The following is a 24,470-nucleotide window of genomic DNA, read 5'->3' as shown; positions in this document are numbered from 1 at the left end:
GCAGTTGGCCGGAGGTTGTTACATGAAGACGTTAGCTGACGGTATGTACGATCATGACGTCGCAGTCCGATTGGCGAGCAACGTCTGCTGGGACAGACCCCAGCAGGCGACCGGTCAGAGAGTTGATACCGCGGTTACCGACCACCAGCAGTTCCGCATTGTTGTCACGAACAATCGCCATCAGAGCCTCTACTGGAGTACCCGGACGGGTCGCAGTCTGCACGTCTTTTGCTCCGTGCTGTCGCGCATGTTCTGCTGCCGCTTCAAGATTTGCCAACGCGTCCTTGTCACCGAGGATGGTGACCGAATCTTGTCGCAGGCTCTTCGTCGCGTCCGCTTCCGTTTCGTAATACGCGGTACCGATCACTAGCGTGGCACCAAATGCACTCGCCATTTTTGCAGCACGCTCAACGGCGAGCAGTGAAGACTTGGACCCGTCGGACCCTACGACGATGGTCTTGTAGTAATTGGCCATAGCTGTATTCTTGAGACCTTTCCTGATTCAGCTGTCGCTCGCTGGATAACGGTGGCGCCAACAAGCACGGTCAAATTTATAGTACCTGGTTCTCGCGCGGATGAAGGCTAGTCATGGCCTTCAGCTCGGGTGTCAACGAGCATGACATCAACCGGCGCCTTCTTTGCCACGCTACCTGGGATGTTGCCGAAGACTCGACCGGCGAGGGACCGCATTCCTTTGTTTCCAACCACGAGGAGATCTACGCTGTATTCCTTTACTGATTCCAGCAGTACATTCGCAGGCTGGCCGCCACTGGAGACCAAGTTAATCTCTGGTGCCTGTTCTTCGACTGCGATCGCCTTCGCACGCCTCAAGATATCCTCGGCGCCCGATTCCGTCACGATATCGATCTTGCTCAGCTCCGCGTTGGTTGCGTTCAGCATCGAGCCCGACGCTGTGTAGTGAGCACAGATGACTGTGAGCTTCGCGTCATACACGCGGGCCAGGCTCGCAGCAGCACGAACCGCAACAAGCGAAGTTGGTGAACCGTCAGTACCGACAGCAATCGACTTATAGGTATGCATAGATTCCTCGAACCTTTCTTAGTTTCCTGTATCTTTCATACCACGAAGTTCCTTTCGGAGATCAGCAATTTCATCACGCAGTCTGCCGGCGAGCTCAAACTTCAACTCGCGAGCTGCTGCACCCATTTGCTTCGTAAGGTCGTCGATCAATGCTTGTACCTGATCAGAGGCCATCTCGGACACGTCTGGCTTCGATACAACTGCGGTATCCGAGGCAACGCCATTTTCAGCTTCACCGTCAGTATTCTCATATACCTGATCCAAAATGTCGGCAATCTTCTTGCGCAGCGGCTGCGGATCGATCCCATGTTCTTTGTTGTACGCCAACTGAATTTCGCGACGCCGCTCTGTCTCACTGATTGCTTCCTCCATCGACTCAGTGACCTGGTCGGCGTACATGATGACCTCTCCAGATACGTTACGAGCTGCGCGCCCGATAGTCTGAATCAGCGACTTGGTCGAACGCAGGAACCCTTCCTTGTCGGCGTCGAGAATTGCAACAAGTGAAACTTCCGGCAAGTCGAGACCCTCTCGCAGCAGGTTGATGCCAACGAGGACGTCAAACTCTCCAAGCCTCAGCTGGCGGAGCAGCTCAACGCGCTGCAACGTATCAATGTCAGAGTGCAGGTAGCGCACCTTTACCCCGTTATCCAGGAGATAATCAGTCAAGTCCTCAGCCATGCGCTTCGTCAAGGTAGTGACCAGCACGCGCTCGTTCTTCTCCACCCGGACGCGAATCTCGTCAATCAGGTCGTCGATTTGTCCCTTCGTCGGTTTCACCGTGACCTTTGGATCGACGAGGCCTGTTGGGCGAATAACCTGCTCAACAAACTCGCCGTGTGCTGCTTCGAGCTCGTAATCGCCCGGTGTCGCGGACATGTACACCGTCTGCCCCACGCGCGATTCAAACTCATCGAAGGTCAACGGACGGTTGTCGACGGCACTCGGCAGCCGGAATCCGAATTCCACGAGGTTGCGCTTCCTCGACATATCGCCTTCAAACATTCCTCCAATTTGCGGGACGGTCACGTGGGACTCGTCGATAATTGTGAGGAAGTCTTCCGGGAAGTAGTCGATGAGCGTCGCCGGCGCCGATCCTGCCTCGCGCCCGTCCATGTGACGAGAATAGTTCTCAATGCCTGAGCAGAAGCCAACCTGCTGAATCATCTCGAGGTCATACTCGGTGCGCATCCGAAGTCGCTGAGCCTCAAGTAGTTTTCCGCGGTTCTCAAGGTCCTCTAAACGGTCTGCAAGCTCTTCTTTGATGGATTCGATCGCCTTTTCCATTCGCTCTTCAGTGGCCACGTAGTGGGTAGCAGGAAAGATCCGAAGCTCATCTTCTTGGCTCAGAACGTCTCCCGTGAGCGGATGAATGTAATACAAGCTGTCAATCTCGTCTCCGAAGAACTCAACCCGAACCGCGACTTCCTCATACGCAGGAATGATATCGACGACGTCGCCCTTTACTCGGAACGTACCGCGTTTGAAGTCAATATCGTTGCGCTCGTACTGGATATCAACGAGTAATCGAAGGAAGCGGTCACGCTCAACCTCTTCCCCCACGCGCAGCACCACAGAGCGATCAAGGTAGGACTGCGGCGTACCAAGGCCGTAGATACAAGAGACTGACGACACCACCACTACGTCACGACGCGACAGCAATGCGGAGGTAGCTGAGTGACGCAGGCGTTCCACATCATCATTAATGGAGGAATCTTTTTCGATGTATGTATCCGTCTGAGCGATATATGCCTCTGGTTGGTAATAGTCGTAGTACGAGACGAAGTACTCAACCGCGTTATTTGGGAGGAGCTGCCGAAGCTCATTTGCTAGCTGCGCGGCGAGCGTCTTGTTCGGAGCCATCACGAGCGTTGGGCGCTGCTGCTTTTCAATCAGCCACGCTGCCGTCGCCGACTTGCCGGTGCCGGTGGCACCCATGAGGACGACGTCTTCTTCTCCCCGGTTGAGACGTTCATCTAGCTCTGCGATCGCTTTAGGCTGATCACCCGATGGCTCAAACTCCGAGACGACTTCAAAGGGCTTTTCACGACGCTCGATCTCGCCTACTGGTCGAAACTCCGAATGTGCTAGGACCGGATGCTCTGCTGCAAATGCCATGCAGCTCAGTCTAATGACTCAACCAGATTCCTCAACGTTGATGCTGCAACAATTCTCGCTCGACATAGTCGACCAAAGCGTCCACCTGCGGAGCGAGCTCAGACAACGGACCGTTGTTATCAATCAAGTAGTCAGCGGCCGCGAGTCGATCGTCGTCATCAATCTGCCGTGCAATACGGGAACGGGCGTCTGCCTCCGCTAGACCGCGCGATTGAACCAGTCGCCTCACTCGCTCTTCCTCATTCACGTCGACTACAACAGTGAAGTCCATCTGACGGTGCAGCCCAAGCTCTACAAGCAGTGGCATATCGTACACAGCAACCCGGGCTCCTTCAGCTTCAGCGGCGTCGAACTGCCGTGATGACTCCTTACGAATCGCAGGATGCGTAATCGAATTCAGCTTCTGCGTCTGTTCCTCCGAGGCAAACGCCCGCTGCGCCAGCAACTTGCGGTTCAAAGCGCCGGAAGCGTCCACCAGGTCATCGCCGAATGCAGCAGCCACCTCTTTTAGCGCATCGTTTCCTGGTTGCAGAACATCGCGCGCGATACGGTCAGCATCGACTACGACGAAGCCACGCTCACGTAACAACGCGGCAACGGACGACTTTCCGCTTCCGATTCCTCCGGTAAGCCCAATTCTCAACATGCGTCACATAATAGGCGAAAACCCCTTCCTGGATTCCAGGAAGGGGTCGTCGATTAGCTAGTAAAGACTAGTTGCCAGCGAGCTTGTCGCGAAGTGCTGCGAGCTGCTCGTCAGATGCAAGCGAGCCACCTGCGCTAGCGGTCTCATCCGCTGCCGGAGCTGCAGCGTTGGACTGCGAGGAGTAGTTCGCCTGGTCACCCGCCTGCTCTGCCGCCTCGGCAGCAGCAGCGCGATGACGCTCGATCTGTGCAGTGTGCGCCTGGAAGCGGCGCTCGGCCTCTGCGTAGCGAGCCTCCCACTGCTGACGAGCTTCGTCGAAGCCCTCCATCCACTCGTTGGTCTCCGGATCGAAGCCCTCTGGGAAGATGTAGTTGCCCTGCTCGTCGTAGGAATCAGCCATGCCGTAGCGGGACGGATCGAACTCTTCGTTGTAGTCCTCGTCCGCCTGCTTCAGCGACAGCGAGATACGACGACGGTCGAGATCGATGTCGATGACCTTGACCATGACCTCTTCGCCAACGTTGACAACCTGGTCCGGTACCTCGACGTGGCGCTGTGCCAGCTCGGAGATGTGAACCAGACCCTCGATGCCCTCTTCGACGCGAACGAACGCACCGAATGGAACAAGCTTGGTGACCTTGCCCGGCACGATCTGGCCGACAGCGTGGGTGCGTGCGAACACGCGCCATGGGTCCTCCTGGGTCGCCTTCAGCGACAGGGAAACACGCTCACGGTCGAGATCGACGTCGAGAACCTCAACGGTAACCTCATCGCCGACGGTGACAACCTCAGATGGGTGGTCGATGTGCTTCCAGGACAGCTCGGAAACGTGAACCAGGCCGTCTACGCCGCCAAGGTCCACGAAAGCACCGAAGTTGACGATGGAAGAAACAACGCCCTTGCGTACCTGACCCTTCTGCAGCTGGTGCAGGAAGTCGGAACGAACAGCGGACTGCGTCTCTTCGAGGTATGCACGGCGGGACAGGACCACGTTGTTGCGGTGCTTGTCCAGCTCGATGATCTTTGCCTCGAGCTCCTGGCCAATGTATGGATCCAGGTCACGGACGCGACGCATCTCAACGAGCGACGCAGGCAAGAAGCCACGAAGACCGATGTCGAGGATGAGGCCACCCTTGACAACCTCGATGACCGTACCAGTAACTGGCTGGTCGTTCTTCTGCAGCTCTTCGATGGTGCCCCAAGCACGCTCGTACTGAGCACGCTTCTTGGAGAGCAGGAGGCGACCTTCCTTGTCCTCCTTGGTCAGGACCAGTGCGTCGATCTCGTCGCCGACCTGGACAACTTCGTCCGGGTCAACGTCATGCTTGATCGACAGCTCACGGGTAGGGATAACACCCTCAGTCTTGTAGCCGATGTCAAGGAGAACCTCATCGTGGTCAACCTTAACTACGGTGCCGGAGACGATGTCACCATCATTGAAGTACTTGATGGTTGCGTCTACAGCGGCGAGAAATTCCTCAGGTCCGCCGATATCGTTGATTGCGACCTGTGGTGCGTTGGAAGTGCGCATAAGTTAAATGTGCTCCGAAATTGAAATAGGAGATCGTATTTGGACAGGGGCATATCATCTCTTACCAGCGCGGAAAGATCCCGCAATATGAGCCGGTGATGCCCTCCTATTACGACACCACGAGACCTATTGCCCAGATATGCTCGTGCAAGAATATCGCCTTTGCCCAGCTCGCGCAAATATCAACACTCGGATAAATCCCCATCAGGTCGACCGTTAAGGCAAGCAACACATCCTTCACCGAACTCGCCAACTGAGAATGCCGTAAGTCTGCCACACCGCCGATAAGGCGCAAACTCGCAGGTCAAAGCAATACACTCGCCATCCCACACCCCCATAATTAGTCAATATTTTGTTTAATGTAGTCCATTTTTGGCCAATTCTCTTACGTTCCCCACAGACGTCTGTTAGTGTTTTCATTGCCACGATCAAGGCGCAGCAGCGATAGATGAGGCCAATCTAGAGCTGTGAAACCTCGCGAGGTGAACCGTGGCACCGCTTCTCGGGGGAACTCGGGGGAAGAAGCGGTTGATGGGGGGAAGGCAGTCCCAGACGGATTGAGAAGGAGGCTCTGGGACCGTCTCGGGGCTATAGAGCGGAATAATGGGGGCCGCTCTATAGCCCCACACTTCCCGCCTTAATGGCCAGCATCTTGCCAGTTCTCTCCGTATCCGGTAGAAACCTCGAGCGGCACGTTGAGCTCAATAGCGCGATCCATCTCCCGCTCAACAATCTCACGCACTTCATCGAGCTCACCCGGAGCGACTTCAACAACCAACTCGTCATGCACTTGCAACAGCACACGGGACTCGTAATCAGCCAACGCTCGGTCAACGTGAATCATCGCTACTTTAATGATGTCTGCGGCAGTACCTTGAATAGGAGCATTCAGGGCCGCCCGCTCAGCATTTTCTCGGGCGACTCGGTTGTCGCTGTTGAGCTCAGGCAGGTAGCGTCGGCGCCCAAACACAGTTGCCGTGTATCCATCTTTTCTGGCTTTCTCGACGACCGAGTCCAGATAGTGCTTCACCCCACCGAAACGGTGGAAATAACTCTCCATGATTTCCTTGGCTTCACCTGGCGAGATCGAGAGCTGCGCGGCGAGGCCGTACGCAGAGAGCCCATAAACCAAACCATATGACATTGCCTTGACCCGACGGCGTAGCTCGGGCGTCACGGCGTCGATAGCAACATCAAATACCTGTGAACCGACGTAGTTGTGCAGGTCTTCGCCATCCTTGTACGCGGAGATGAGCCCCTTGTCCCCGGACAGGTGCGCCATCACTCGCATCTCAATCTGTGAGTAATCAGCGGTCAGAAGATACTCATACCCCTTACCAACGGTGAATGCTGCTCGAATCTTTTGACCTGTCTCTGTACGGACGGGAATATTCTGCAGGTTTGGATCAGTCGAACTCAGTCGGCCCGTTGAAGTCACGGTTTGGTTGAAGGTTGTGTGAATTCGGCCATCACTGTGTACCGCCTTGATAAGCCCCTCGATTGTGGACTTCATCTTCTGATATTCACGATGTGCCAACAGATGATCAAGGAACGGATGCGGATTCTTTTCTGCAAGCGCCTCGATCTCCTTGGCTGCCGTCGAATACCCAGTCTTTGTTTTCTTGGTTTTAGGCAAGTCAAGTTTGTCGAAAAGAACGACAGAAAGCTGCTTCGGACTCGAAAGGTTGAGAGCTGGCTCGTCGACAAGCGTGCGGGCCTCTCCTTCTACCTGGGCAACCTTGTCAGTAAACTCCTTGCGAAGATTTTCAAGAGCTTCGATATCAACAGCCACACCGACGTCCTCCATCCTGGCAAGAATGGGTACAAGCGGCAGCTCAAGGTCGGCGTACAGCGCGTAAGAGTCGATTTCACGAAGTTCTTGAGCAAGATGTTGCGCCAGTTCCAGCACAGCAACGGCGGCATCAACCTGTGAAGTTTGATCCAACAGACTGAGTTGCTCTTGCCCTACGTCCAACTGTCGCTGCAAGTGACGCTGGTATACATCAGCCAGCGCATAGGTGCGCTGCCCCGGGCGAAGCAGGTAGGCAGCAATCGCTGTGTCATGCGCAATCCCGCTGAGTGTGATACCTCTGCCCCGCAGCATGTGATACATAGCTTTACCGTTGTGGAGGTACTTGGGGTCATCTGACTCCAACCAGTCCTTCAGCGCAACATCCTCTTCAGGGGTTAGCTCCGCTGTTTCGCGTTGGATGCCGTGCCGCTCCTTATCGACGATCCCAATCGCAGTAGCATCGCCGTTTGCCGGCAGCGGACTACCGTCCACATACAGCGCTAATCCTTGACCCCTATGGGAAGCGATCCATGCGTCCAACGGCCCTTCGTCGATCACAACTTCTGGAAGCTCCACAGGCAAATGCTCTTCGGCGTCCCCTTCCGTAGGAAGCGCGGATAGCACACGTTCGCGAAGATTCGTGCCGAACTCCAAAGAATCAAATCGCTTCGCAATAGCACCGATGTCTACGGTCTTTAGCTCCAAGTCATTTGGCGTAACAGGGAGCTCTACGTCGGTGACCATCTGCGTGAGTTCACGATTGAGCTGCACTTGCTCGATACGGTCTCGGAAGTTTTGACCTGCGACTCCCTTGATTTCATCCGCGTGGTTAACGAGTTCTGCAAGCGAACCGTATTGCGTGATCCACTTTGTCGCCGTCTTCTCCCCGACCTTCGGAACCGAGGGGAGGTTATCAGACGGGTCTCCCCGAAGCGCCGCAAAATCCGGATACTGTGCCGGAGTCAGCCCGTACTTCTCCTCGACCTTGTCCGGAGTGAAACGTGTCATCGTCGAAACCCCGCGCATCGGGTACAACAGCGTCGTTGAATCGTCTACCAGTTGTAGGTAGTCACGGTCCCCTGAAACCAAGACAATTTCGAAATCCTGATCAGCGCGAGCCAGGTGCACCAGCGTCGCCACGATATCGTCAGCTTCAAAATTCTCCTTCGACAAGCTGATGATTCCGAGGTCCTCAAGACACTCCTGAATCAGCGGAACCTGCCCCTTAAACTCTGGCGGAGTGGATTCGCGCTGAGCTTTGTACTCCGGAAAACGTTCCGTTCGAAACGTCTTGCGCCCCACATCGAACGCCACACCAATATGCGTCGGTGCTTCTTGCGCCACAACGTTGGCGAACATCGACAAGAAGCCATACACCGCATTCGTTGTTTGGCCACCGGTCGTCGAAAAGTTTTCAGCAGGCAGAGCGTAGAACGCTCGAAATGCCATGGAGTGTCCGTCAATGAGCAATAACCGTTTCTTCACGGCCCCTAGTGTAGACGTACGTCCCGACATGACGACTCAAACAAGAAAACCCGGCTTATGGCCGGGTGTTGTGCCCCAGGTGAGACTCGAACTCACACTGGACGGGTTTTGAATCCGTTGCCTCTGCCAATTGGGCTACTGGGGCGACGTCGCAAAGTATATAGCAGGCAAGCGCTCAGGCGTGAATCGCACCACGCGATCATCTAAAACGCCAGTTCACTCCAGGTATCTAAAATTCGTCAGGTAGGGTGATGAGCGCTGTATATGAAGCAGAGCACAGGAGGGTGCAGTGACAACAGTTCTGATCGGGATCTTCCTGGCTGTGTTCGCTGGAGCTGCCTTGCAGCGAATTTCAGGAATGGGCCTTGGGCTTATCGCGGCCCCCGCACTATCTGTCCTCCTCGGTCCAGTCTCTGGGGTGTTGATGGTCAACGTGCTAGCCACAGTCAACGCGATAGCCAACACCTATTCAATGCGCGAGCGCGTTGATTGGAAACGCTTTGCCCCAATTGCCGGAGCCCTTGTTTTGGGTGCGGTACCCGGCGCATTCCTCATACGGGCAGTTTCAACTAGTTTGCTTCTAATCATCGTTGGCGTTCTATTGTTGATCGCGCTCGGCACAGTGACGTTGGGAAAACGCTACATACCGAATATTGAAGGCACCGTACCTTCTGTTATCGCAGGTTCACTTGGTGGTTTCATGAACACGTTGGCAGGCGTAGCTGGCCCATCAATCACCGTGTACGCCCACGCGGCACGCTGGCCTAAGGAGATCTACGCAGCTACGCTCCAGCCAATCTTCCTGGTCAGCGGCGCACTCTCATTCGCCATTAAGGAAATCACTGGTGCAGCAAACCTCTCCGCGGTGACTCCTGAAACGTGGGTGGTTGGCATTGTTGCGATGGTGTTGGGCATCGTTGTTGGCACCCGTATGGCACCACGGGTACCAGTACAACTGGGGTACCGAATAGCACTCGCCCTGGCGATCTTCGGCGGGTTCACCGCACTTGTGCGCGGTCTACTCGGTACCGGAGCATAATCCACTAACCAACGCTACTTTTAAACTGAGCCCCAAACCACAACAGCACCGGTTCCTTTCCAGTATCCGGGCGTAGAGCCATAAACACGCACTTGGCGCGCGACACGGTATCTAATCCGCCTCAGATAATGGACAATGCATTCCAGAACGAATAGTATGAAAGCCATGGGTAGACCACGAGAGTTCGATGAAGACGAAGTCATCCGCAGGGCTATAAAGCTTTTCGGTGAACGCGGGTATACAGCACAGTCCGTTGACGCAACTCTTACCTACCTTGAGATAAATCGTTCGAGCTTCTATAAAATCTTCGGTTCCAAACATGGCCTGCTGAGAACGGCGCTGGAAGCAGTATGCCGAAACGCTAAGACAGGTGAAGTGACACTAGAAGCCAAGAGTCTTGTTGCAGTCACTCTCGTGGAAGTCGCGCCCGTAAGCCAAGAGCTACGCCCCTTGATTCTCGAAGCAAATTCCCTTTGCTTTGCTGGAGGCCCAGCAGCACTAGGCAAGCACTTACTCGACCGCGCAAGCGGCACTTCCAAAGGAGAAGCACAATGAGCAACAACAATCTCAAATTCACCGACGCTACTCTGGTTGTTGAGCCACTCGGCTTAGATAAGATTTGGTCGTTCAAAGGATCCATCGAGGTTCCCTGGGAACATGTACGCGGAGCTACACATGACCCGGGTATGAAGAACGAGCCGAAGGGTTTTCGCTGCCCAGGACTAAGGATGGGTGAAAAGCTTGCGGGAACGTTCCACTCAGATGGTGAAAAGCTGTTTTGGAACGTCAGCGGATTCGAGAATACGGTCGTAATCGAGTTAGCTGATGAGAACTTCGCCCGCCTCGTCCTCACAGTTGATGACCCAGTCACAACTGTTGAACGCATCAACGAGTTGGCATCAGCCTGATAGCTAAGTTTCGTACAAAAGGAGCCTGGTCGAGGGAATCCTCGACCAGGCTCCTTGTGCCCCAGGTGAGACTCGAACTCACACTGGACGGGTTTTGAATCCGTTGCCTCTGCCAATTGGGCTACTGGGGCGTGCCTGCTCAATATAGCGCACGGCGCGAGCAGAACAACAATCGGACGCCGTTAAGGTCAGCGCACAGTAGAGCCGGGTTGGTTTGGTAGCAGATCAAACTCATCGATCGCCTCGAACGAGGCCTGCGCGTCATCTTCCGAAATGACGTCCATTGCGAATCCATTCTGGATGAGCACCCACTGCCCCACCTCAACTTCTGGAAGATATGCGAAGCAGCATGGCCGCTCCTCACCCTTCATATCGATGGCCCCCATCGGCATGGGGCTGGACAGGTCGCCAGTGCTGAGCACTTTCGCTGGAACTCCAAGACACATCGCTACATCATTTCCTTTCAATGTTGATGTTCATGGCGCCTTCCGGTGCCGAGGTGCACGGCAGGCAAGGATCCGCGCTACGGATCGCATACTCCATCTCTGCAGGAGTCGATGCCTCTGTGAGCATCCGAGCAAGCCATCCCTCATTTTGCGCGGTAGGGCTCAAAATCTGGCAATCGATCAGATTGCCGTCTTCCACAGTGTAGCGGTGCACCAACAAGCCTCGAGGACCGTCAACGATTCCCGTTACGGTGCCATCGCGCAGTGAATTATCGACGACGACCGGCTCAGCCAACAGCTCAGGAACCTGCAAAAGCTTTTCGATATCGTCGAGTACCGAGCGCACAAGCGCAAACTGGGCGTCGCGCGCGCTCAGATGGGGGAATCGCGCAACTGGGCCTACCCGGTAGTCGCGCCAGTGGCCGTCGATAAGTACCTGGGGCCGCGGGGTGATAGCACCGGGGTGCTGCTCTCGAACGTGCTCATAGAAATCATGCGCTGGGAACACATGCAGCTCACCCTCGAAACGCGCGGCAATGCACTCTCCTAGTGGATCTGCTGCGCCGTCGGCATCACACGCGAAAAGGTCGGCAAGCTTTGGAGGATGCTGTTCCACAGGCTCAACCGGTTGGGAAGGCAAGAGACTACGGATCGTCGAGACGCCTTCAGCTGCGCGCTTGACCTCATCGGCATCGGCGTGTGCGTGCACTCCCCCAGGAATCGCAACATCGGGAAAGTGACCCGGACAACCGGCGGCACGCAGCACCAGCTTCGCAAACTTGCGGATCTCTAATCCGTGGTCAGGCAGCAGGCGCGGTGCGAGCGTGTCAAGGACCGAACCCGCATGAAGAAGGCGCCGGAGCTGCACGGCCTGCTCGCTCATCGAATCGCTCGACCCAACAAGTTGGTCAAGTGCTCGCATCCCCGCCAAGTGGTGCGTTACCGGGCACAGCCCACAGAGTCGCGTCACGATAGTCGGAACTTCGCTCGCGCGCTTGCCCACTAACAGCTTGTCTACGCGCGGCACGCCGGCGATGTCGAAGCGTGCCGTGCGTTCACTTCCCTCGCCTTCGACAATAACTGTCGCTGCAAGCGGATCGATGACGGCGTCAAGAAACAACTTCTCTGACAAATTCCATGCTCCTTACTCGCGTTGCCTACCCCAATTGAACATAATGGGGGTATGCATGAATTGAGTCTACTTCGCGGGGTAATCGATGCAGTGAACGAGTCGGTGCCCGGCCGAAACGTCCTGGCGGTCGGTATGAAAGTAGGCACGCGCTCCGGGGTTGATGTGTATGCGCTTCGCCAAGCATGGGATCTTGCACGCGTCGATACAACGTGTGCTCAAGCCCGGCTCGACTTGGACATTATCCCCGCGGCAGTCTGGTGCCCTCAATGTGAAGATACCGTCGAGATTGACGAATACTTCGCGCTGCGATGCCCTAAATGTGACACCCCCACTGCAGATCTGCGTGGGGGTGACGAGTTCCAAGTTACTTGGGTTGATGTTGAGTAGCTTCTGCTGTCCACTCCTTTAGCAGCTGCCGGGCCCGCTGCACTGCTTCTGGAATTGCAGCACTGGTCTCCTCACTCAGCGATGTACGGAATTCGACGTCGCGCGCCGTGATACCCACAACCGCCACGTTGTCGGGTTCTTGACCTGTGAGGCGCGCGGCGCTCAACAGGTCCAGCAGTCCCACCTGGTGAGGCGATAGCTGCTGTTGCAATAGGCGCGGAATTTGATCACCGACGAGCACAGCCACATCACCTGGCTGGCCCTGTTTGAGCCCATCGAGCACCAGCAGGTAGTCGGCGTCCTGCACCATGGGTAGGATCTCCATGCCAGACGTTCCTCCATAGATGAAGTTCACACCCTGGATCGGGTCCGCCTCAAGCTCGCGGAGGATGGCCAGCCCAACTGCGTCATCCGCCATGATCTCGTTTCCAATGCCAATGACGTTGATAGTGACGCCATCAAGCGTCACCAGCTCAGGCGATGGCACCGGGACATCTGGCGCAGGACGAAGCTTCCTCGTGACCGTCATACTCTACTCAACCTCAGGACCGTCAACCGGCTTCGTGCCCTTCGGCAACCAAACACCGCCGTTGATCATTGCAGACAGGCCACCGTGGCGCTCCGTCGCATCGGCACGGAACACAAGGTAGACGTGCAGAATGACGAAAGCCCAAATAATGAACATGATCAATGCATGCACCAAACGGAAGTATGGGATGCCGATCCATTCCACGGGTGCAGCCATGAGCCGCCAGAACCAGCTATCCTGCTTTGGCAAACCGAAAAGCGCAAGACCAGAGTAAATCTGCACCATGCACATGGCGTAAATGCCCGTGTACGCCGTCTGCTGGAGACCATTGTGGCCAACACGTGGTGGCGGTTCGTTCGTAAGGAGCAGGTAGTATTTCGTCTGCTCCCACATCAACTTCAGATCATCTTGGCTTCGCACTGGCCACAGTGCCCGCCACTTCATCTGTCGTGTTTGAGCGAACACCATAATGGCTAGGCGCCAGATAGACAGTGCGATCCACGCGAAGGCTGCAATGAAGTGGATGAGACGGTTCCAGCCCATGAGCATTCCGGCATCGTGAGCATTCGAAGGACCGAAGAATGGATCCATGATGTAGTAACCAGTGATCGTCATCATGATGATCAAAATCATGTTGATCCAGTGCTGCCAACGCAGTGCAACCGGCCACATCTCGATGCGGGTGTAGCCGCCCTTGGATACAGGACGCGGACGGACATGGTCGCCGATGCCGAATGCAATATAGCCTTTGAGTACAAATTCACCGGTCTTGTCGCCATCTACAGGTGCAACGGCGACACCCATGCATCGATTGCCGAACTTCGAAACAGTGTCGACGTTCTGCATCATCGTCTTCATCTCATGCTTATCCCATGCAGATGCTTGAACTACCGATGCAAGGTCTCCACGCATGACCGCTACGTCCTGGCGCTCGCCGAGCAACTTTGCGTTACGCACGACCGAAAGCGAGTACTTTCGGCTTGGCGTCGCGGGGCTGAAGCTCTCCACGGTGCCGTAGACGTAGTCGGGGTCAACAGCACGCAGCAGCGCCTGATCAACAGGATCTGGCGAGTTTGCCGGCTGCGACGATGCCAGGCGCAACAGTGTTTCCGCACCGATATCGTCTATCGGCCGTGATTCTGTGACGCTCAACACCAGATTTTTATCTGGAGCGATCTTGCGAGTCTCAGGCACGCCACCCGAGCTCGAAGAAGCACGGTTTAGCTGGGTGCTCATTGCGTGATCACCTTCACAAGTTCATTGCCTTCCGTGTCCAGCAGGTGCACAGCACAGGACATGCATGGATCAAACGAGTGGATGGTGCGAAGTACCTCTAGCGGTTCCTCTGGGTTGGCCAGCGGGTGCTTGCCATTCGCCAGAGATTCCTCGTATGGGCCCATCTTGCCCTCAGGATCACGACCACCGGCCAGCCAGGTGGTCGGCACGACGGCCTGGTAGCGCTCCGTCTTACCATCCTTGATCTTGGTCCAGTGGCTGAGAGAGCCACGGGCGACTTCCATCATGCAGAAGCCTTCTGATTCCTTCGGCCAGGAAGAAGGTTCCCACTTGCTGGAGTCGAAGACGTCGTAGTCACGCTTGCGCAATCCTTCGATGAACTCGGGCAGCAACACATTGGTCATGGCCTCAGAAGTCGTTACAGCTTCCAGAGCACGAGCCAGCGTACGGCCACCGGTCGAATTCAGCTGTTCGAGCTTAATGCCAAGCTTCTTCAGCGCATCATCAACGAGGCGCTTCGTGCTTGGCTCGTTCTGAGCATATGCGAGCAGGATACGGGCAACTGGGCCAACCTGAACGACGTGGCCGTCGTAACGCGGCGCCTTAGACCAGGTGTACTCCTCGTTATCGCCGAGCCATTTATACGGCAATTTAGGACCGGTGTAATCGGCGATAGTGTCGCCCTCAAATGGGTGTTTGCCTTCGTTCTTGTCATCCTGTGCGAACCATGCCGAGGAAACGTATTCCTTGAACAGGTCCGGATTGAGCTCATGGACCTTGGAGTAGTCACCGTTGAGCAGTACACCCGGAGTGATGTCCGTGTGCGTGTACCCCATGGTTCGCTCCATGTGATCACCACGAACTGTTGCGCCAGCCATACCAACTGCGAGGAAGTTCGGGGCAGCCGCACCAATATCAAAGTAATCCTTGTACACGCCCATAATCGCCATTGCGTCAGGCAGGTACACACCGTTGATGAACTCATGGATCTCTGCGACCCAGTTCTTGATTTGGTCAATCGAAACCTGGTTGACCGTCTCTGACTTATCCTGGTCGATCGTGCAGGCCATACCCCCGACGAGGAAGTTCGGGTGCGGATTCTTACCGCCAAACACCGTATTGATGCGGATAATCGAGCGCTGGAACTGCAACGCATCGAGGTAGTGCGAAACCGCCATCAAGTTTGCTTCTGGTGGCAGACGGTAGTCCTCGTGGTCCCAGTAACCACCGGTGAAGATAGAAAGCTGACCGGAATCAAGAACCGAGTTCAAGGTGTCTTTCACCTGCTGGAACTTGTCGACGGAGTTGAGCTTCCAGTTCGAACCTATCGATTTCGCAAACTCGACTGCCTTCTCTGGGTCAGCCTTTGCTGCGGAGACAACGTTCACCCAGTCAAGGGCGTGCAGGTGGTAGAAGTGCACAACATGGTCGTGGATTTCCTGACTTGTCAGGACGAGGTCACGAATAAGCTGCGCTTGCTTTGGGATGTGGCTTCCAATCGCATCCTCGACGGCAACAACACTTGCCAGGGAGTGGACGCCAGTGCAAACACCACAGATACGGCCAACAAACGCCCAGACGTCGCGTGGATCTCGACCTTCTACAATCTTCTCAATGCCGCGAAACATCGTGGTCTCGCTCCAAGCGTTGGTGATGGTGCCGTCTTCGACTTCCATCTCCATGCGGAGGTGACCCTCGATACGCGTCAACGGGTCTACAACAACTCTTTCAGCCATTTTTAGTTGCTTTTCCTTTCAATCGTCGTGAACGCCGCTTACGCGGATGGGTTGGGTCGGTGGTGTCCATCAGTATCGGTGGTGGTCGCGAACGCCTGATCACCCTCTGCCATAAGTGCCGAGATATCCTCGGGACCGTCTTCTTCGCCAAAGGCCGCAAGAGGCTGAACTTCGCCACTCTTGCGACGGATGCCAACCTCCTTGACTACGCTGAGTGCGCCATGGACTGCGGTACCAGCGGCGGCGACACCAATGAGGCCGAGGCCAATCTTGCCAGCGGAAGCTTCTTGACCGAATGCACGAACATTCGGCAGTTCCTCGTAGAACGGAGTAAACCGGTCAAAGAAGTCCTTTTCCGTACAACCGATGCACGGGTGACCAGCGCCGATCGGCCAGCCGGACTTGAGGTTCCATTGGATGATCGGGCATGGCGAGAAGGTCGATGGGCCCTTGCAACCAACTTCATAGAGGCACCAGCCATTACGAGCGCCTTCGTCATCAAACGTGCGCACGAACTGGCCCGCATCGAAGTGTGGACGCTTCGGACAGGAATCGTGAATGCGCTGATCGTACGCAAAGAGTGGACGACCCTCTGCATCCACCTTTGGTGGCTCACCGTGGGTCAGCAGGTAGGTGATTGTTGCGGTGATAACTTCACCGATAGGCGGGCAACCAGCCACGTTGATGACTGGCTTATCCTTGATAATTTCGTCAACACCCACTGCCCCGGTCGGGTTTGGACGAGCAGCCTGTACTGAGCCATACACTGCACATGCACCTACGGAAAGGATTACGGTTGCGTTCTCTGCGGCTTCGCGGAGAACTTGCTCGGCGCTCTTGCCGCCGATCTGGCAGTATGCGCCACCTGCACCAGTTGGAACAGAGCCGTTGACCACCAGAATGTGCGGTTCCTTGTTCATCTCTTCCAGTGCCTGCTCGGCTGCGTGCCCTGATGCAGCCATCACGAGCTCGTTGTAGTTCATCGACAGCTGGTTCAAGACGAGGTCCTCAACTGTGGAGGAACCGGAACGAAGCACCGACTCCATACAGCCGGTGCACTCCTGTAGCTGAAGCCAAGCAACCATTGGCTTCTTTACATCACCGAGTGCCTCGGCAATTACCTCAGTCTCTTCAGCGTTGGCGCGTGAGGCAAGCGGCGCACCCACTGCAAACACTGCAGCCATAGAGCTGCACATTTTAAGGAAGTCTCGACGCTTCACCCCCTTCTTCGACAGGTTTTCCCAAAGCGTTCCACTCTGCCAAGTGTCTTGTAGAAGCATCGATTTTCCCTCTCATGCGAGAGCCATGTGCCGGCACATACTCCGGCCCATACCCCTCAAATGAACGTGTACAGATTCCATCAGCGGTCAAGCTGCATGCTTAACGCATCTATAGGGCCAGGGTATCAAGACATGAAAGTAATTCCGGTGTCGTGAAGTCGGCAGGGCTAGAAATCTACCCCCGATTGGGACATAAGCCACTCATTCCACTCGTCTAATCCTTCCCCCGTTGTAGCTGAGGTAAGGATTACCTTCACTCCAGGATTCACCTTCTCAAGATTTTCCTTGAACAGATCGAGATCGAAATTCAGGTAAGGCAGCAGGTCAACCTTGTTTACGACGACCACTTCGACACTCCGGAACATGACCGGGTACTTCAGCGGCTTATCCTCCCCCTCGGTAACTGAGGCAACCATTACCTTATGATGCTCTCCAACTTCAAATTCAGCCGGACACACTAGGTTGCCAACATTTTCAATCAGCACCATATCGACATCATCGAGGTTGAGCCCCTTTAAAGCATGCGCAACCATCGGAGCATCGAGGTGGCACTCGCCCCCAAACCCGTTCCCGGTATTGAGCAGACTTACCTGTGCGCCGAGGTTTTCCAAGCGCTCTGCGTCTAACGCAGTTTCGATGTCACCTTCTACAATCCCGAAACGGATTTTGTCCGCGAGCGCTTCCAAGGTTTTACGCAGCAGCGTCGTCTTTCCTGCTCCCGGGGAGCTCATCACGTTGATGCAAACCACGCCGTGCTCTTCAAACGCGGAACGGTTTGCGGCCGCTTTTACATCGTTTTCCGTGAAAATATCCTCAAGCACCGCGATGCGTTCACGTCCAGTGTCATACCCAGTGTGGTCTCCGTGCTCAGAGTGCTCCGCATCTACTCCCACGTGGAGGTGATCGTGTTCGTGGTGGTGCGTGTGATCATACGAATGATCGTGGCTGTGAACAGTCCCGTCGTCGTGGCGGTGGAAACGTCCCATGCTTCTTTTCTCCTTCTTAACGGTCAGATGTCACATCAATGTCTACGACAGCGAATTCCTCGCCCGTAATCACACTCGTGGGAGCGTTGCATTCCTGGCATCGGACGTCGAGATACTCATTGGGGTCGAGTATTCTTCGATGCCCGTTGCTGCACTCGATCTCGGCTGGAACCCAGTCGATCCGCAGCTCCGACTTTTCCATGGGGCTCCCCTTTGTGACGAACCCCCAGGCATACTCGAGTGATTCCGGCACGACTTGTCGCAGCGCACCGATTCGGAGGTGCACCGACAGCACCGTTCGTCCGCGCGCTGCGCGCTGAACTGCTGACGCTAACTGATGACTTAATGCAACTTCATGCACAGCACCTAGCCTAGGCGATTATTCAAGAAGTTTGTAGAGTATGCAGCATGGGAGCACAGAGCAGAGTCCGCGTCTTTCTCGAAGGCATTGTCCAGGGGGTGGGAATGCGTCCGCACGTCGCGCGAATCGCACAACGCTTCGGCCTTACTGGACTTGTCGGCAACAACGAGCGCGGAGTCTTTATCGAGTTTCAGGGCGACGCAACAGCACTCCACAATGCGCAGAAGACGCTTATCGACGAGCTCCCGCCTCTCGCCCACATTTTGGATAGCCAAACGTCTCCACTCCCACTCGTATACGGCGAAACGGGGTTTCGGATTGTCGAGTCAGAACATGTCGAGGGAGAAAAGACACTCATCTCCCCTGACATGACAACGTGTGAAGCCTGCCTAGCCGATATTGATGATCAAGACAACCGGCGCTACCACTACCCATTCACCACTTGCACACACTGCGGGCCACGTCTCTCCATCATTACTTCGCTCCCCTACGACCGCGCGACTACCACCATGAGCGCATTCCCTATGTGTCCACAATGCGAGGAAGAATACACGAACCCAGACGACCGGCGGTTTCACGCGCAACCAATAAGCTGCCCACATTGCGGCCCTACTTTGTGGTGTACGGATGCCAACGGTGCCGTCCTCGCCGAAACGCGAACGGATGCGCTTGCATTGGACCCCGGCAAATTCGACGAGCTCGTGCTCAAGGTTCAAAACGCCTGGGAATCTGGTGCGGTCGTCGCGGTCAAAGGGATTGGTGGCTTTCACCTGATGTGCGCGGCGGAAAACGAAGAGGCCGTCGAAAAGCTGAGGGAGCGCAAGCGTCGACCCGACAAGCCTCTCGCGGTGATGGTGCCAAATCTCGACGCCGCCAAATCCATTGCAACACTCAGTAAAGAAGCGGAGGATCTTTTGGCATCGCCGTCACATCCGATCGTGTCTGTTCCGCTTCACGAAGGAGCACTCTGCGAAGGTATTGCGCCTGGTTTGAGGGAAGTAGGCCTCATGCTTCCGTATTCACCACTGCACCATCTGTTGGTTGACCGACCTGTGGTAGCTACCTCGGGCAATCTCAGCGGCGAGCCTTTATGCGTCACTAATGAAGAGGCACTTCGGAAACTTACGCACCTCGCGGACATGTTTGTGCTCCACGATCGTGAGATTTATGTGCCCGTGGAAGACTCGGTCTACGTCGATACGACGCTTGTTCGGAGGTCTCGCGGACTGGCGCCGATTCCAATGCTGCTCGACACTGAGCGAAAGCCAACTGTCCTAGCGGTAGGGGGCGAACTCAAGAACACGGCGACTCTGGCCGTTGGGCGGTACGCACACGTCTCCTCGCATGTAGGCGATATGGGGTCATGGGATGCCCAGCGGCACTTTGAGAAAATGGTAAAGCAGCTCTGCTCAATACAAGGCGCACAACCCGACGTTGTTGTGTGCGACATGCACCCTGGTTACCAAACTTCGATGTGGGCGCAGCGTTACGCTGACCAGCGTGACGTCGAGCTCATTGAGGTCCAGCATCACCACGCACATGCACTGTCACTGTTGGCTGAGCATCAGCGGCTATCGACGCCCGCCGTCGTTGCAGCTCTCGACGGCACCGGTTACGGAACGGACGGCACCATTTGGGGTGGCGAAATACTTCATGTAGCCGACGATGGCAACGCCGAGCGGCTCTGGCACCTACCACCTTTTTCCCTCGTCGGTGGCGATAAAGCGGTGCGAAATCCGTGGCGGATTGCGCGCGGTCTCGCGCATAGCTGGCAACTCGAAGGCCTCAGCGTGCCTCCTGAGGTTGATCTAGACGAGTTGCGATTAGTCGACTCTCAGCTCAGCAGCGGGTTCGGCACCACTGCAACAACTTCGATGGGACGACTCTTCGATGCGTTCGCATCGATACTTCAGGTCCAACAATCGGTGAGCTACGAAGCGCAAGCAGCGATGGAGCTTGAGGCTCTCGCAGGCAAGTCTCGCCTTTCGTCGGCAGAAGCGCTTGACGCAATCGAAGACATTCGATCGTTCCCGCATCTTGCACAATGGGTGATCAACGCAACCCTAGATGGAACACGCCTCTTCGAAGACATTGCCCGGATTGCACACGCAGGCATAGCGACACTCGTTGCTCGCTCGCTTATTGACGCCGCCCAAGAAGAAGCTACCGAGGTCATTGGCATCACGGGGGGCTGCGCCGTCAACCGCATTTTGATGACCGACATCTTGCAAGTATTCCGGCACCAACGCCCATCATTGACAGTGCTAACGCATAAAAAAGTGCCCGCCACTGATGGCGGGCTCAGCCTCGGCCAGGCGGCCGCAGGAAGGCTCTGGTCGCGGTAGCGAACCCATGCAGCCTCAGGAACTTAACAGATTCGTGGCAACGGATCGCCAACCAGCTTGTCGACCATACGGGTACCACCAAAGCCGGTGACCAACACCACCGCTGCAGCTGGTTCCTCGACGATCTTTCCAACCACCGCCGCCCCTTCAGCGCCTGCTGCATGCAGCGCCGCGAGTGCTTGGTCGGTCTGGTCTTCCGGCACCACCGCCGCAAACGTTCCTTCGTTCGCGACGTAGAGTGGATCAATGCCCAGCATGTCGCAAGCGGCGCGCGTCATCGGCTGCACAGGGATCTTCTCGTCGTGCAGTGCAACGCCGTAGCCAGTTGATTCTGCAAGTTCGTTCATGACTGTCGCTAGACCACCACGTGTGGCGTCACGCATCCAACGAGTCTCGGGGGCATCGGCGAGCATCGCCCGCACCAAACTTGCGACCTCGCGCGAGTCGGACTCGATCGGTGCTTCGATTGCGAGGTCTCCGCGGGCCATCATGACCGCCATACCGTGGTCTGCGATCGGGCCAGAAACGATAATCCGGTCACCAGGCTTGACCTTTGCAAAACCGAGTTCCCGTCCAGCAGGTACTACGCCGATGCCTGCAGTATTGATATAAATCTTGTCCCCAGCACCCTTCGGAACTACTTTTGTGTCGCCAGTCGCAATCTGTACTCCGGCGCGTTCTGCTGCGGTGCGGAGATTCTGCGCGATCCGGCGAAGCGTCTCTACTTCAAGCCCTTCTTCCAGAATGAAACCCACCGAAATATACTTCGGCTCCGCACCACCCACGGCAAGATCGTTGACGGTACCGTTTACCGCGAGATCCGCGATGGATCCACCCGGGAACTCTATCGGGTTCACCACATAGCTGTCGGTTGTAAACGCCAGCGTCCCGCCGTTCAAATCGAGGTCCAACAGCGTCGAGTCTTCCCCCTGTGAGAGCAGGTCGTTGCCGTATTCGTCGAAAAATACTTGCTCTAGCAGTGTCGCGCTCGCCTTTCCGCCCGCCCCGTGTGCGAGCGTGACATATTCATCCTTCAAGCGTCCGCCACGACGACGCACTCGAGCAATGTTGTCATTGACCTTGGACTCATCTACATTGAGGCGGTTTTTAGGCTGCACAGCACTTTCCTTTTCTTATTTTCGCAACTAGCCACCGTGTGGAATTGCTACGAATAGTTCCGTGTGTGAATTCTACCGCCGGTACCGTGTTTTGGGTTTTCGGGGCTTGAAGGTTGTGGGTGACGCGCATAGTTGGCTTGCTGGGTACTTTTAGAAATGCACAAATCATGGGCAATAATGTAAAACGGAATAAGCACGAAAAAGTGTGAAAATAATGCAATCGATGGAAGGCTCTGCTTTATGTGTCTGGGAGTACCAGCGCAGGTTGTCGAAATTAAGGATCCCACCCGCGCAACAGTCAGCATCTCGGGAGTAACCCGTGCAATCTCCACTGATCTTCTTGTTGAAGAAGGACTCGAGGTCGGCGAATGGGTGCTGGTACACGTAGGATTTGCGCTGTCAAAAATTGACGAGGATGAGGCCGCGACAACCCTGCAACAGATTCAACAACTCGGTGCAAATACGTTTGAGGACGAGCTCGATTCGTTTACAACCTCAAGAATCGACTAAGCCACCGCCCCCTACGTTCCTAAGAAAGGACCCCACATGAAATTCGTCGATGAGTTTCGTGACCCAGCCGCAGCTCGCCAACTGATTGCAACCATTGAGGAACAGGCGAAGCAACTCGACCGCCCGATTAAGCTCATGGAAATCTGCGGTGGGCATACCCATACGATCTACCGCTACGGCCTGGAAAACCTTCTCCCAGACTCCATCGACCTCGTTCACGGACCTGGTTGCCCAGTCTGCGTCATTCCGATGGGCAGGGTCGATGACGCACTCTGGCTTGCAAACCAGCCTGACGTTATCTTGACCACGTTCGGCGACATGATGCGTGTTCCAGGCTCCGAGGAGTCACTGTTACAGGCTCGCGCACGTGGTTGCGACGTTCGCTTTGTCTACTCTCCACTGGACTCTCTCAAGATCGCGGAGGAGAACCCGGATAAGCACGTTATCTTCTTCGCAATTGGCTTTGAGACGACGACGCCATCCACCGCTGTGACGCTAACCGCCGCCAAGCAACGCGATATCCCAAACTTCTCAGTCTTTTCTAACCATGTGACCATCGAGCCACCACTGCGTGCAATCGCCAACGGGGGTGTCACGGAGGTTGACGGCTTTATCGGGCCCGGCCACGTAGCAACTGTGGTCGGCACAAAGGCTTTCGATTTCCTGGCTGAAGAATTTAACCGGCCAGTCTCCGTTTGCGGCTTCGAACCTTTGGATATTCTTCAGGGCGTTGCCCAGTTGCTGGAGCAGTTTACGTCGGGCGACATTGCCGCGGGCAAGGCACGCGTCCAAAACCAGTACGCCCGCGTCGTGCGCCCAGAGGGCAACCCTTCAGCGCAAGCGCTCTTGGATAGGGTCTTCGATATACGGGACGAGTTCGAGTGGCGTGGCCTTGGAACCCTTCCCCATTCCGGAATGGCCATCTCTGAAGAATTCGCCAAGTGGGATGCGGAGCGCATTTTCGATGTGCCCGGCAACCGAGTCGAAGACCCCGCGGCATGTGAGTGCGGGTCTGTCCTGACCGGCCACATCAAGCCGTGGCAGTGCAAGGTCTTCGGTACCGCCTGTACGCCGGACACCCCGATTGGTACCTGCATGGTTTCCCCAGAAGGAGCCTGTGCCGCATATTACAACTTCGGAAGAATAGATAAAATCACCACTTCTTCCCTCTCTTAGATTAGTAAACCCCCAGGTCAGAACTGCCTGGGGGTAAAATCTTTCGATTTGTTAGCGCAAAACTGTCCGAGTGGGTATTATTCACTCATGCGCAAACGTATCACGGCCGCGGTCACCGCGGCTTCTCTCATTGCAACGGCTTCGGTGGTCAGCCCTTCCGCACTTGCGGAAATCCCAGCCCCCGAAGCACCTGCTACAAGTTCGATAGACTCTGATAAAGACGCCGGTGAAGCTTCTAGCGCGTCCGAGGGCGAAAAGAAGAGCTCCCTGGATCAAGACCCAGAGAACGACCCTCTCTACATTCCGCCCGAAAAGAACCCAGTGCAGAAAATCTCCAGCTCTGAGCTATTCCTCAAGTGGACTGATGACATGCCAGAGGGCGACGGCAAGGACTTTGTTCAGGGATGGGCGAAGGGGTCGTCGATACCAAGCACCGCAAACCCGCTCGAATGGACTAAAGCTGAGGTACAGGGATCTTCGAATATGGTCCGTGGATTGTTCACTGGTAATTTTGCTCAAAGTTCTCAGGGCTCAAGCCAAGCGACAGCACCAGTGCTTCTCGCAATGTTGAGTGTGTTTCTGGTTGGACAAACGGTAGAGCTCATCATGCGTGGGCTGCGATCGCTTCCAACCCCACGCTAGAAACAATCCCAAACAAGGTCGAAAAC

General features: G+C 55.7%; 23 protein-coding genes and 2 tRNA genes. 8 read left to right on the top strand and 17 right to left on the bottom strand.

The features are described from left to right. Window positions 1-31 precede the first annotated feature (31 nt). The 7 genes from KBP54_RS05450 to KBP54_RS05420 form a co-directional block, all read right to left on the bottom strand. Window positions 32-475, bottom strand: coding sequence for a universal stress protein (locus tag KBP54_RS05450; RefSeq protein WP_070362531.1), 444 nt, complete (start codon window positions 473-475; stop codon window positions 32-34). 107 nt (window positions 476-582) lie between these two features. Further along, a complete protein-coding gene (locus tag KBP54_RS05445) occupies window positions 583-1,041 on the bottom strand; it encodes a universal stress protein (protein WP_070362532.1) in 459 nt (152 codons plus the stop codon). A gap of 18 nt (window positions 1,042-1,059) precedes the next feature. Continuing rightward, complete coding sequence (uvrB, locus tag KBP54_RS05440; protein WP_070479118.1) at window positions 1,060-3,159, bottom strand: excinuclease ABC subunit UvrB; 2,100 nt, start codon at window positions 3,157-3,159, stop codon at window positions 1,060-1,062. Window positions 3,160-3,190: 31 nt separating this feature from the next. Then, a complete protein-coding gene (gene coaE / locus KBP54_RS05435; protein WP_070479120.1) occupies window positions 3,191-3,805 on the bottom strand; it encodes a dephospho-CoA kinase in 615 nt (204 codons plus the stop codon). Between the two features lie 67 nt (window positions 3,806-3,872). Then, the gene (rpsA, locus tag KBP54_RS05430) at window positions 3,873-5,336 is read right to left on the bottom strand and encodes a 30S ribosomal protein S1 (protein ID WP_070362535.1); all 1,464 of its coding nucleotides are present in this window, start codon (window positions 5,334-5,336) and stop codon (window positions 3,873-3,875) included. A 637-nt stretch (window positions 5,337-5,973) separates the two neighbouring features. Then, window positions 5,974-8,643: a DNA polymerase I gene (gene polA / locus KBP54_RS05425; RefSeq protein ID WP_070479123.1), complete on the bottom strand. Its 2,670-nt coding sequence runs from the start codon at window positions 8,641-8,643 to the stop codon at window positions 5,974-5,976. Between the two features lie 41 nt (window positions 8,644-8,684). Beyond that, window positions 8,685-8,758, bottom strand: a tRNA-Leu gene (locus tag KBP54_RS05420). Between the two features lie 144 nt (window positions 8,759-8,902). Between KBP54_RS05420 and KBP54_RS05415 the strand changes: the two genes are divergently transcribed. The 3 genes from KBP54_RS05415 (at window position 8,903) to KBP54_RS05405 (ending at window position 10,560) form a co-directional block, all read left to right on the top strand. Continuing rightward, complete coding sequence (locus tag KBP54_RS05415; RefSeq protein WP_071573922.1) at window positions 8,903-9,652, top strand: sulfite exporter TauE/SafE family protein; 750 nt, start codon at window positions 8,903-8,905, stop codon at window positions 9,650-9,652. Window positions 9,653-9,817: 165 nt separating this feature from the next. Then, entirely contained in the window at window positions 9,818-10,207 is a 390-nt protein-coding gene (locus KBP54_RS05410; protein ID WP_070479193.1) for a TetR/AcrR family transcriptional regulator, read from the top strand. Then, window positions 10,204-10,560 (top strand): hypothetical protein, encoded by a 357-nt coding sequence (locus tag KBP54_RS05405; protein WP_071573923.1) that lies wholly within the window; start codon window positions 10,204-10,206, stop codon window positions 10,558-10,560. The genes KBP54_RS05410 and KBP54_RS05405 overlap by 4 nt, the downstream gene beginning before the upstream one ends. Before the next feature lie 57 nt (window positions 10,561-10,617). Here KBP54_RS05405 and KBP54_RS05400 read toward each other — a convergent pair. From KBP54_RS05400 to KBP54_RS05390, 3 genes are all read right to left on the bottom strand, one after another. Then, window positions 10,618-10,691: transfer RNA gene (locus KBP54_RS05400), tRNA-Leu, on the bottom strand. Window positions 10,692-10,748: 57 nt separating this feature from the next. Continuing rightward, entirely contained in the window at window positions 10,749-11,006 is a 258-nt protein-coding gene (locus KBP54_RS05395; RefSeq protein ID WP_070362538.1) for a HypC/HybG/HupF family hydrogenase formation chaperone, read from the bottom strand. A 7-nt stretch (window positions 11,007-11,013) separates the two neighbouring features. Then, window positions 11,014-12,138: a hypothetical protein gene (locus KBP54_RS05390; protein WP_070479128.1), complete on the bottom strand. Its 1,125-nt coding sequence runs from the start codon at window positions 12,136-12,138 to the stop codon at window positions 11,014-11,016. A 51-nt stretch (window positions 12,139-12,189) separates the two neighbouring features. On the opposite strand from KBP54_RS05390, the gene KBP54_RS05385 reads away from it, so the two are divergent. Beyond that, on the top strand, window positions 12,190-12,525 hold the full coding sequence (locus KBP54_RS05385; RefSeq protein ID WP_071573925.1) for a hydrogenase maturation nickel metallochaperone HypA/HybF: 336 nt from the start codon (window positions 12,190-12,192) through the stop codon (window positions 12,523-12,525). On the opposite strand, the gene KBP54_RS05380 is transcribed toward KBP54_RS05385, so the two are convergent. From KBP54_RS05380 to KBP54_RS05355, 6 genes are all read right to left on the bottom strand, one after another. Next, window positions 12,503-13,054, bottom strand: coding sequence for a hydrogenase maturation protease (locus tag KBP54_RS05380; protein WP_083329511.1), 552 nt, complete (start codon window positions 13,052-13,054; stop codon window positions 12,503-12,505). The two genes, KBP54_RS05385 and KBP54_RS05380, sit on opposite strands and share 23 nt — an antisense overlap. 3 nt (window positions 13,055-13,057) lie before the next feature. After that, complete coding sequence (cybH, locus tag KBP54_RS05375) at window positions 13,058-14,290, bottom strand: Ni/Fe-hydrogenase, b-type cytochrome subunit (protein ID WP_084028583.1); 1,233 nt, start codon at window positions 14,288-14,290, stop codon at window positions 13,058-13,060. Further along, window positions 14,287-16,026, bottom strand: coding sequence for a nickel-dependent hydrogenase large subunit (locus KBP54_RS05370; RefSeq protein WP_070479130.1), 1,740 nt, complete (start codon window positions 16,024-16,026; stop codon window positions 14,287-14,289). Before KBP54_RS05370 ends, cybH begins: the two co-directional genes overlap by 4 nt. Window positions 16,027-16,064: 38 nt before the next feature. Further along, a complete protein-coding gene (locus KBP54_RS05365; protein WP_083329509.1) occupies window positions 16,065-17,306 on the bottom strand; it encodes a hydrogenase small subunit in 1,242 nt (413 codons plus the stop codon). A gap of 167 nt (window positions 17,307-17,473) precedes the next feature. Further along, a complete protein-coding gene (hypB, locus tag KBP54_RS05360) occupies window positions 17,474-18,292 on the bottom strand; it encodes a hydrogenase nickel incorporation protein HypB (RefSeq protein WP_256006554.1) in 819 nt (272 codons plus the stop codon). Between the two features lie 16 nt (window positions 18,293-18,308). After that, the gene (locus KBP54_RS05355; protein ID WP_070362543.1) at window positions 18,309-18,653 is read right to left on the bottom strand and encodes a hydrogenase maturation nickel metallochaperone HypA; all 345 of its coding nucleotides are present in this window, start codon (window positions 18,651-18,653) and stop codon (window positions 18,309-18,311) included. Between the two features lie 47 nt (window positions 18,654-18,700). Here KBP54_RS05355 and hypF point away from each other — a divergent pair, with 47 nt between their 5' ends. Further along, window positions 18,701-20,998, top strand: a complete 2,298-nt coding sequence (gene hypF, locus KBP54_RS05350; protein WP_256006552.1) for a carbamoyltransferase HypF — start codon at window positions 18,701-18,703, stop codon at window positions 20,996-20,998. Between the two features lie 23 nt (window positions 20,999-21,021). Here hypF and hypE read toward each other — a convergent pair whose 3' ends face one another. After that, complete coding sequence (gene hypE / locus KBP54_RS05345) at window positions 21,022-22,116, bottom strand: hydrogenase expression/formation protein HypE (protein ID WP_256006551.1); 1,095 nt, start codon at window positions 22,114-22,116, stop codon at window positions 21,022-21,024. Window positions 22,117-22,356: 240 nt separating this feature from the next. Here hypE and KBP54_RS05340 point away from each other — a divergent pair, with 240 nt between their 5' ends. From KBP54_RS05340 to KBP54_RS05330, 3 genes are all read left to right on the top strand, one after another. Then, a complete protein-coding gene (locus tag KBP54_RS05340; RefSeq protein ID WP_070362546.1) occupies window positions 22,357-22,626 on the top strand; it encodes a HypC/HybG/HupF family hydrogenase formation chaperone in 270 nt (89 codons plus the stop codon). 36 nt (window positions 22,627-22,662) lie between these two features. Further along, window positions 22,663-23,802 carry a hydrogenase formation protein HypD gene (hypD, locus tag KBP54_RS05335; RefSeq protein WP_070362547.1) on the top strand — a complete coding sequence of 380 codons (1,140 nt, stop codon included), beginning with the start codon at window positions 22,663-22,665 and terminating at the stop codon, window positions 23,800-23,802. A gap of 87 nt (window positions 23,803-23,889) precedes the next feature. Continuing rightward, window positions 23,890-24,444 carry a hypothetical protein gene (locus KBP54_RS05330; RefSeq protein WP_070362548.1) on the top strand — a complete coding sequence of 185 codons (555 nt, stop codon included), beginning with the start codon at window positions 23,890-23,892 and terminating at the stop codon, window positions 24,442-24,444. Window positions 24,445-24,470: the final 26 nt, after the last annotated feature.

Origin of the sequence: Corynebacterium pseudogenitalium, from assembly GCF_024453815.1 — a bacterium.
Taxonomy (GTDB): Bacteria; Actinomycetota; Actinomycetes; order Mycobacteriales; family Mycobacteriaceae; genus Corynebacterium; species Corynebacterium pseudogenitalium.
This window is presented reverse-complemented; position numbering and strand designations above follow the sequence as displayed.

Bases quoted from the DNA above. Each gene is read 5' to 3' on its own strand.
- coaE (WP_070479120.1), bottom strand. From the start codon at position 3,805: ATGTTGAGAATTGGGCTTACCGGAGGAATCGGAAGCGGAAAGTCGTCC.
- KBP54_RS05385 (WP_071573925.1), top strand. From the start codon at position 12,190: ATGCATGAATTGAGTCTACTTCGCGGGGTAATCGATGCAGTGAACGAG.
- uvrB (WP_070479118.1), bottom strand. From the start codon at position 3,159: ATGGCATTTGCAGCAGAGCATCCGGTCCTAGCACATTCGGAGTTTCGA.
- hypF (WP_256006552.1), top strand. From the start codon at position 18,701: ATGGGAGCACAGAGCAGAGTCCGCGTCTTTCTCGAAGGCATTGTCCAG.
- cybH (WP_084028583.1), bottom strand. From the start codon at position 14,290: ATGAGCACCCAGCTAAACCGTGCTTCTTCGAGCTCGGGTGGCGTGCCT.
- KBP54_RS05405 (WP_071573923.1), top strand. From the start codon at position 10,204: ATGAGCAACAACAATCTCAAATTCACCGACGCTACTCTGGTTGTTGAG.
- polA (WP_070479123.1), bottom strand. From the start codon at position 8,643: ATGTCGGGACGTACGTCTACACTAGGGGCCGTGAAGAAACGGTTATTG.
- rpsA (WP_070362535.1), bottom strand. From the start codon at position 5,336: ATGCGCACTTCCAACGCACCACAGGTCGCAATCAACGATATCGGCGGA.
- KBP54_RS05395 (WP_070362538.1), bottom strand. From the start codon at position 11,006: ATGTGTCTTGGAGTTCCAGCGAAAGTGCTCAGCACTGGCGACCTGTCC.
- KBP54_RS05340 (WP_070362546.1), top strand. From the start codon at position 22,357: ATGTGTCTGGGAGTACCAGCGCAGGTTGTCGAAATTAAGGATCCCACC.
- KBP54_RS05380 (WP_083329511.1), bottom strand. From the start codon at position 13,054: ATGACGGTCACGAGGAAGCTTCGTCCTGCGCCAGATGTCCCGGTGCCA.
- KBP54_RS05450 (WP_070362531.1), bottom strand. From the start codon at position 475: ATGGCCAATTACTACAAGACCATCGTCGTAGGGTCCGACGGGTCCAAG.
- hypD (WP_070362547.1), top strand. From the start codon at position 22,663: ATGAAATTCGTCGATGAGTTTCGTGACCCAGCCGCAGCTCGCCAACTG.
- KBP54_RS05445 (WP_070362532.1), bottom strand. From the start codon at position 1,041: ATGCATACCTATAAGTCGATTGCTGTCGGTACTGACGGTTCACCAACT.
- KBP54_RS05365 (WP_083329509.1), bottom strand. From the start codon at position 17,306: ATGCTTCTACAAGACACTTGGCAGAGTGGAACGCTTTGGGAAAACCTG.
- KBP54_RS05370 (WP_070479130.1), bottom strand. From the start codon at position 16,026: ATGGCTGAAAGAGTTGTTGTAGACCCGTTGACGCGTATCGAGGGTCAC.
- hypB (WP_256006554.1), bottom strand. From the start codon at position 18,292: ATGGGACGTTTCCACCGCCACGACGACGGGACTGTTCACAGCCACGAT.
- KBP54_RS05410 (WP_070479193.1), top strand. From the start codon at position 9,818: ATGGGTAGACCACGAGAGTTCGATGAAGACGAAGTCATCCGCAGGGCT.
- KBP54_RS05330 (WP_070362548.1), top strand. From the start codon at position 23,890: ATGCGCAAACGTATCACGGCCGCGGTCACCGCGGCTTCTCTCATTGCA.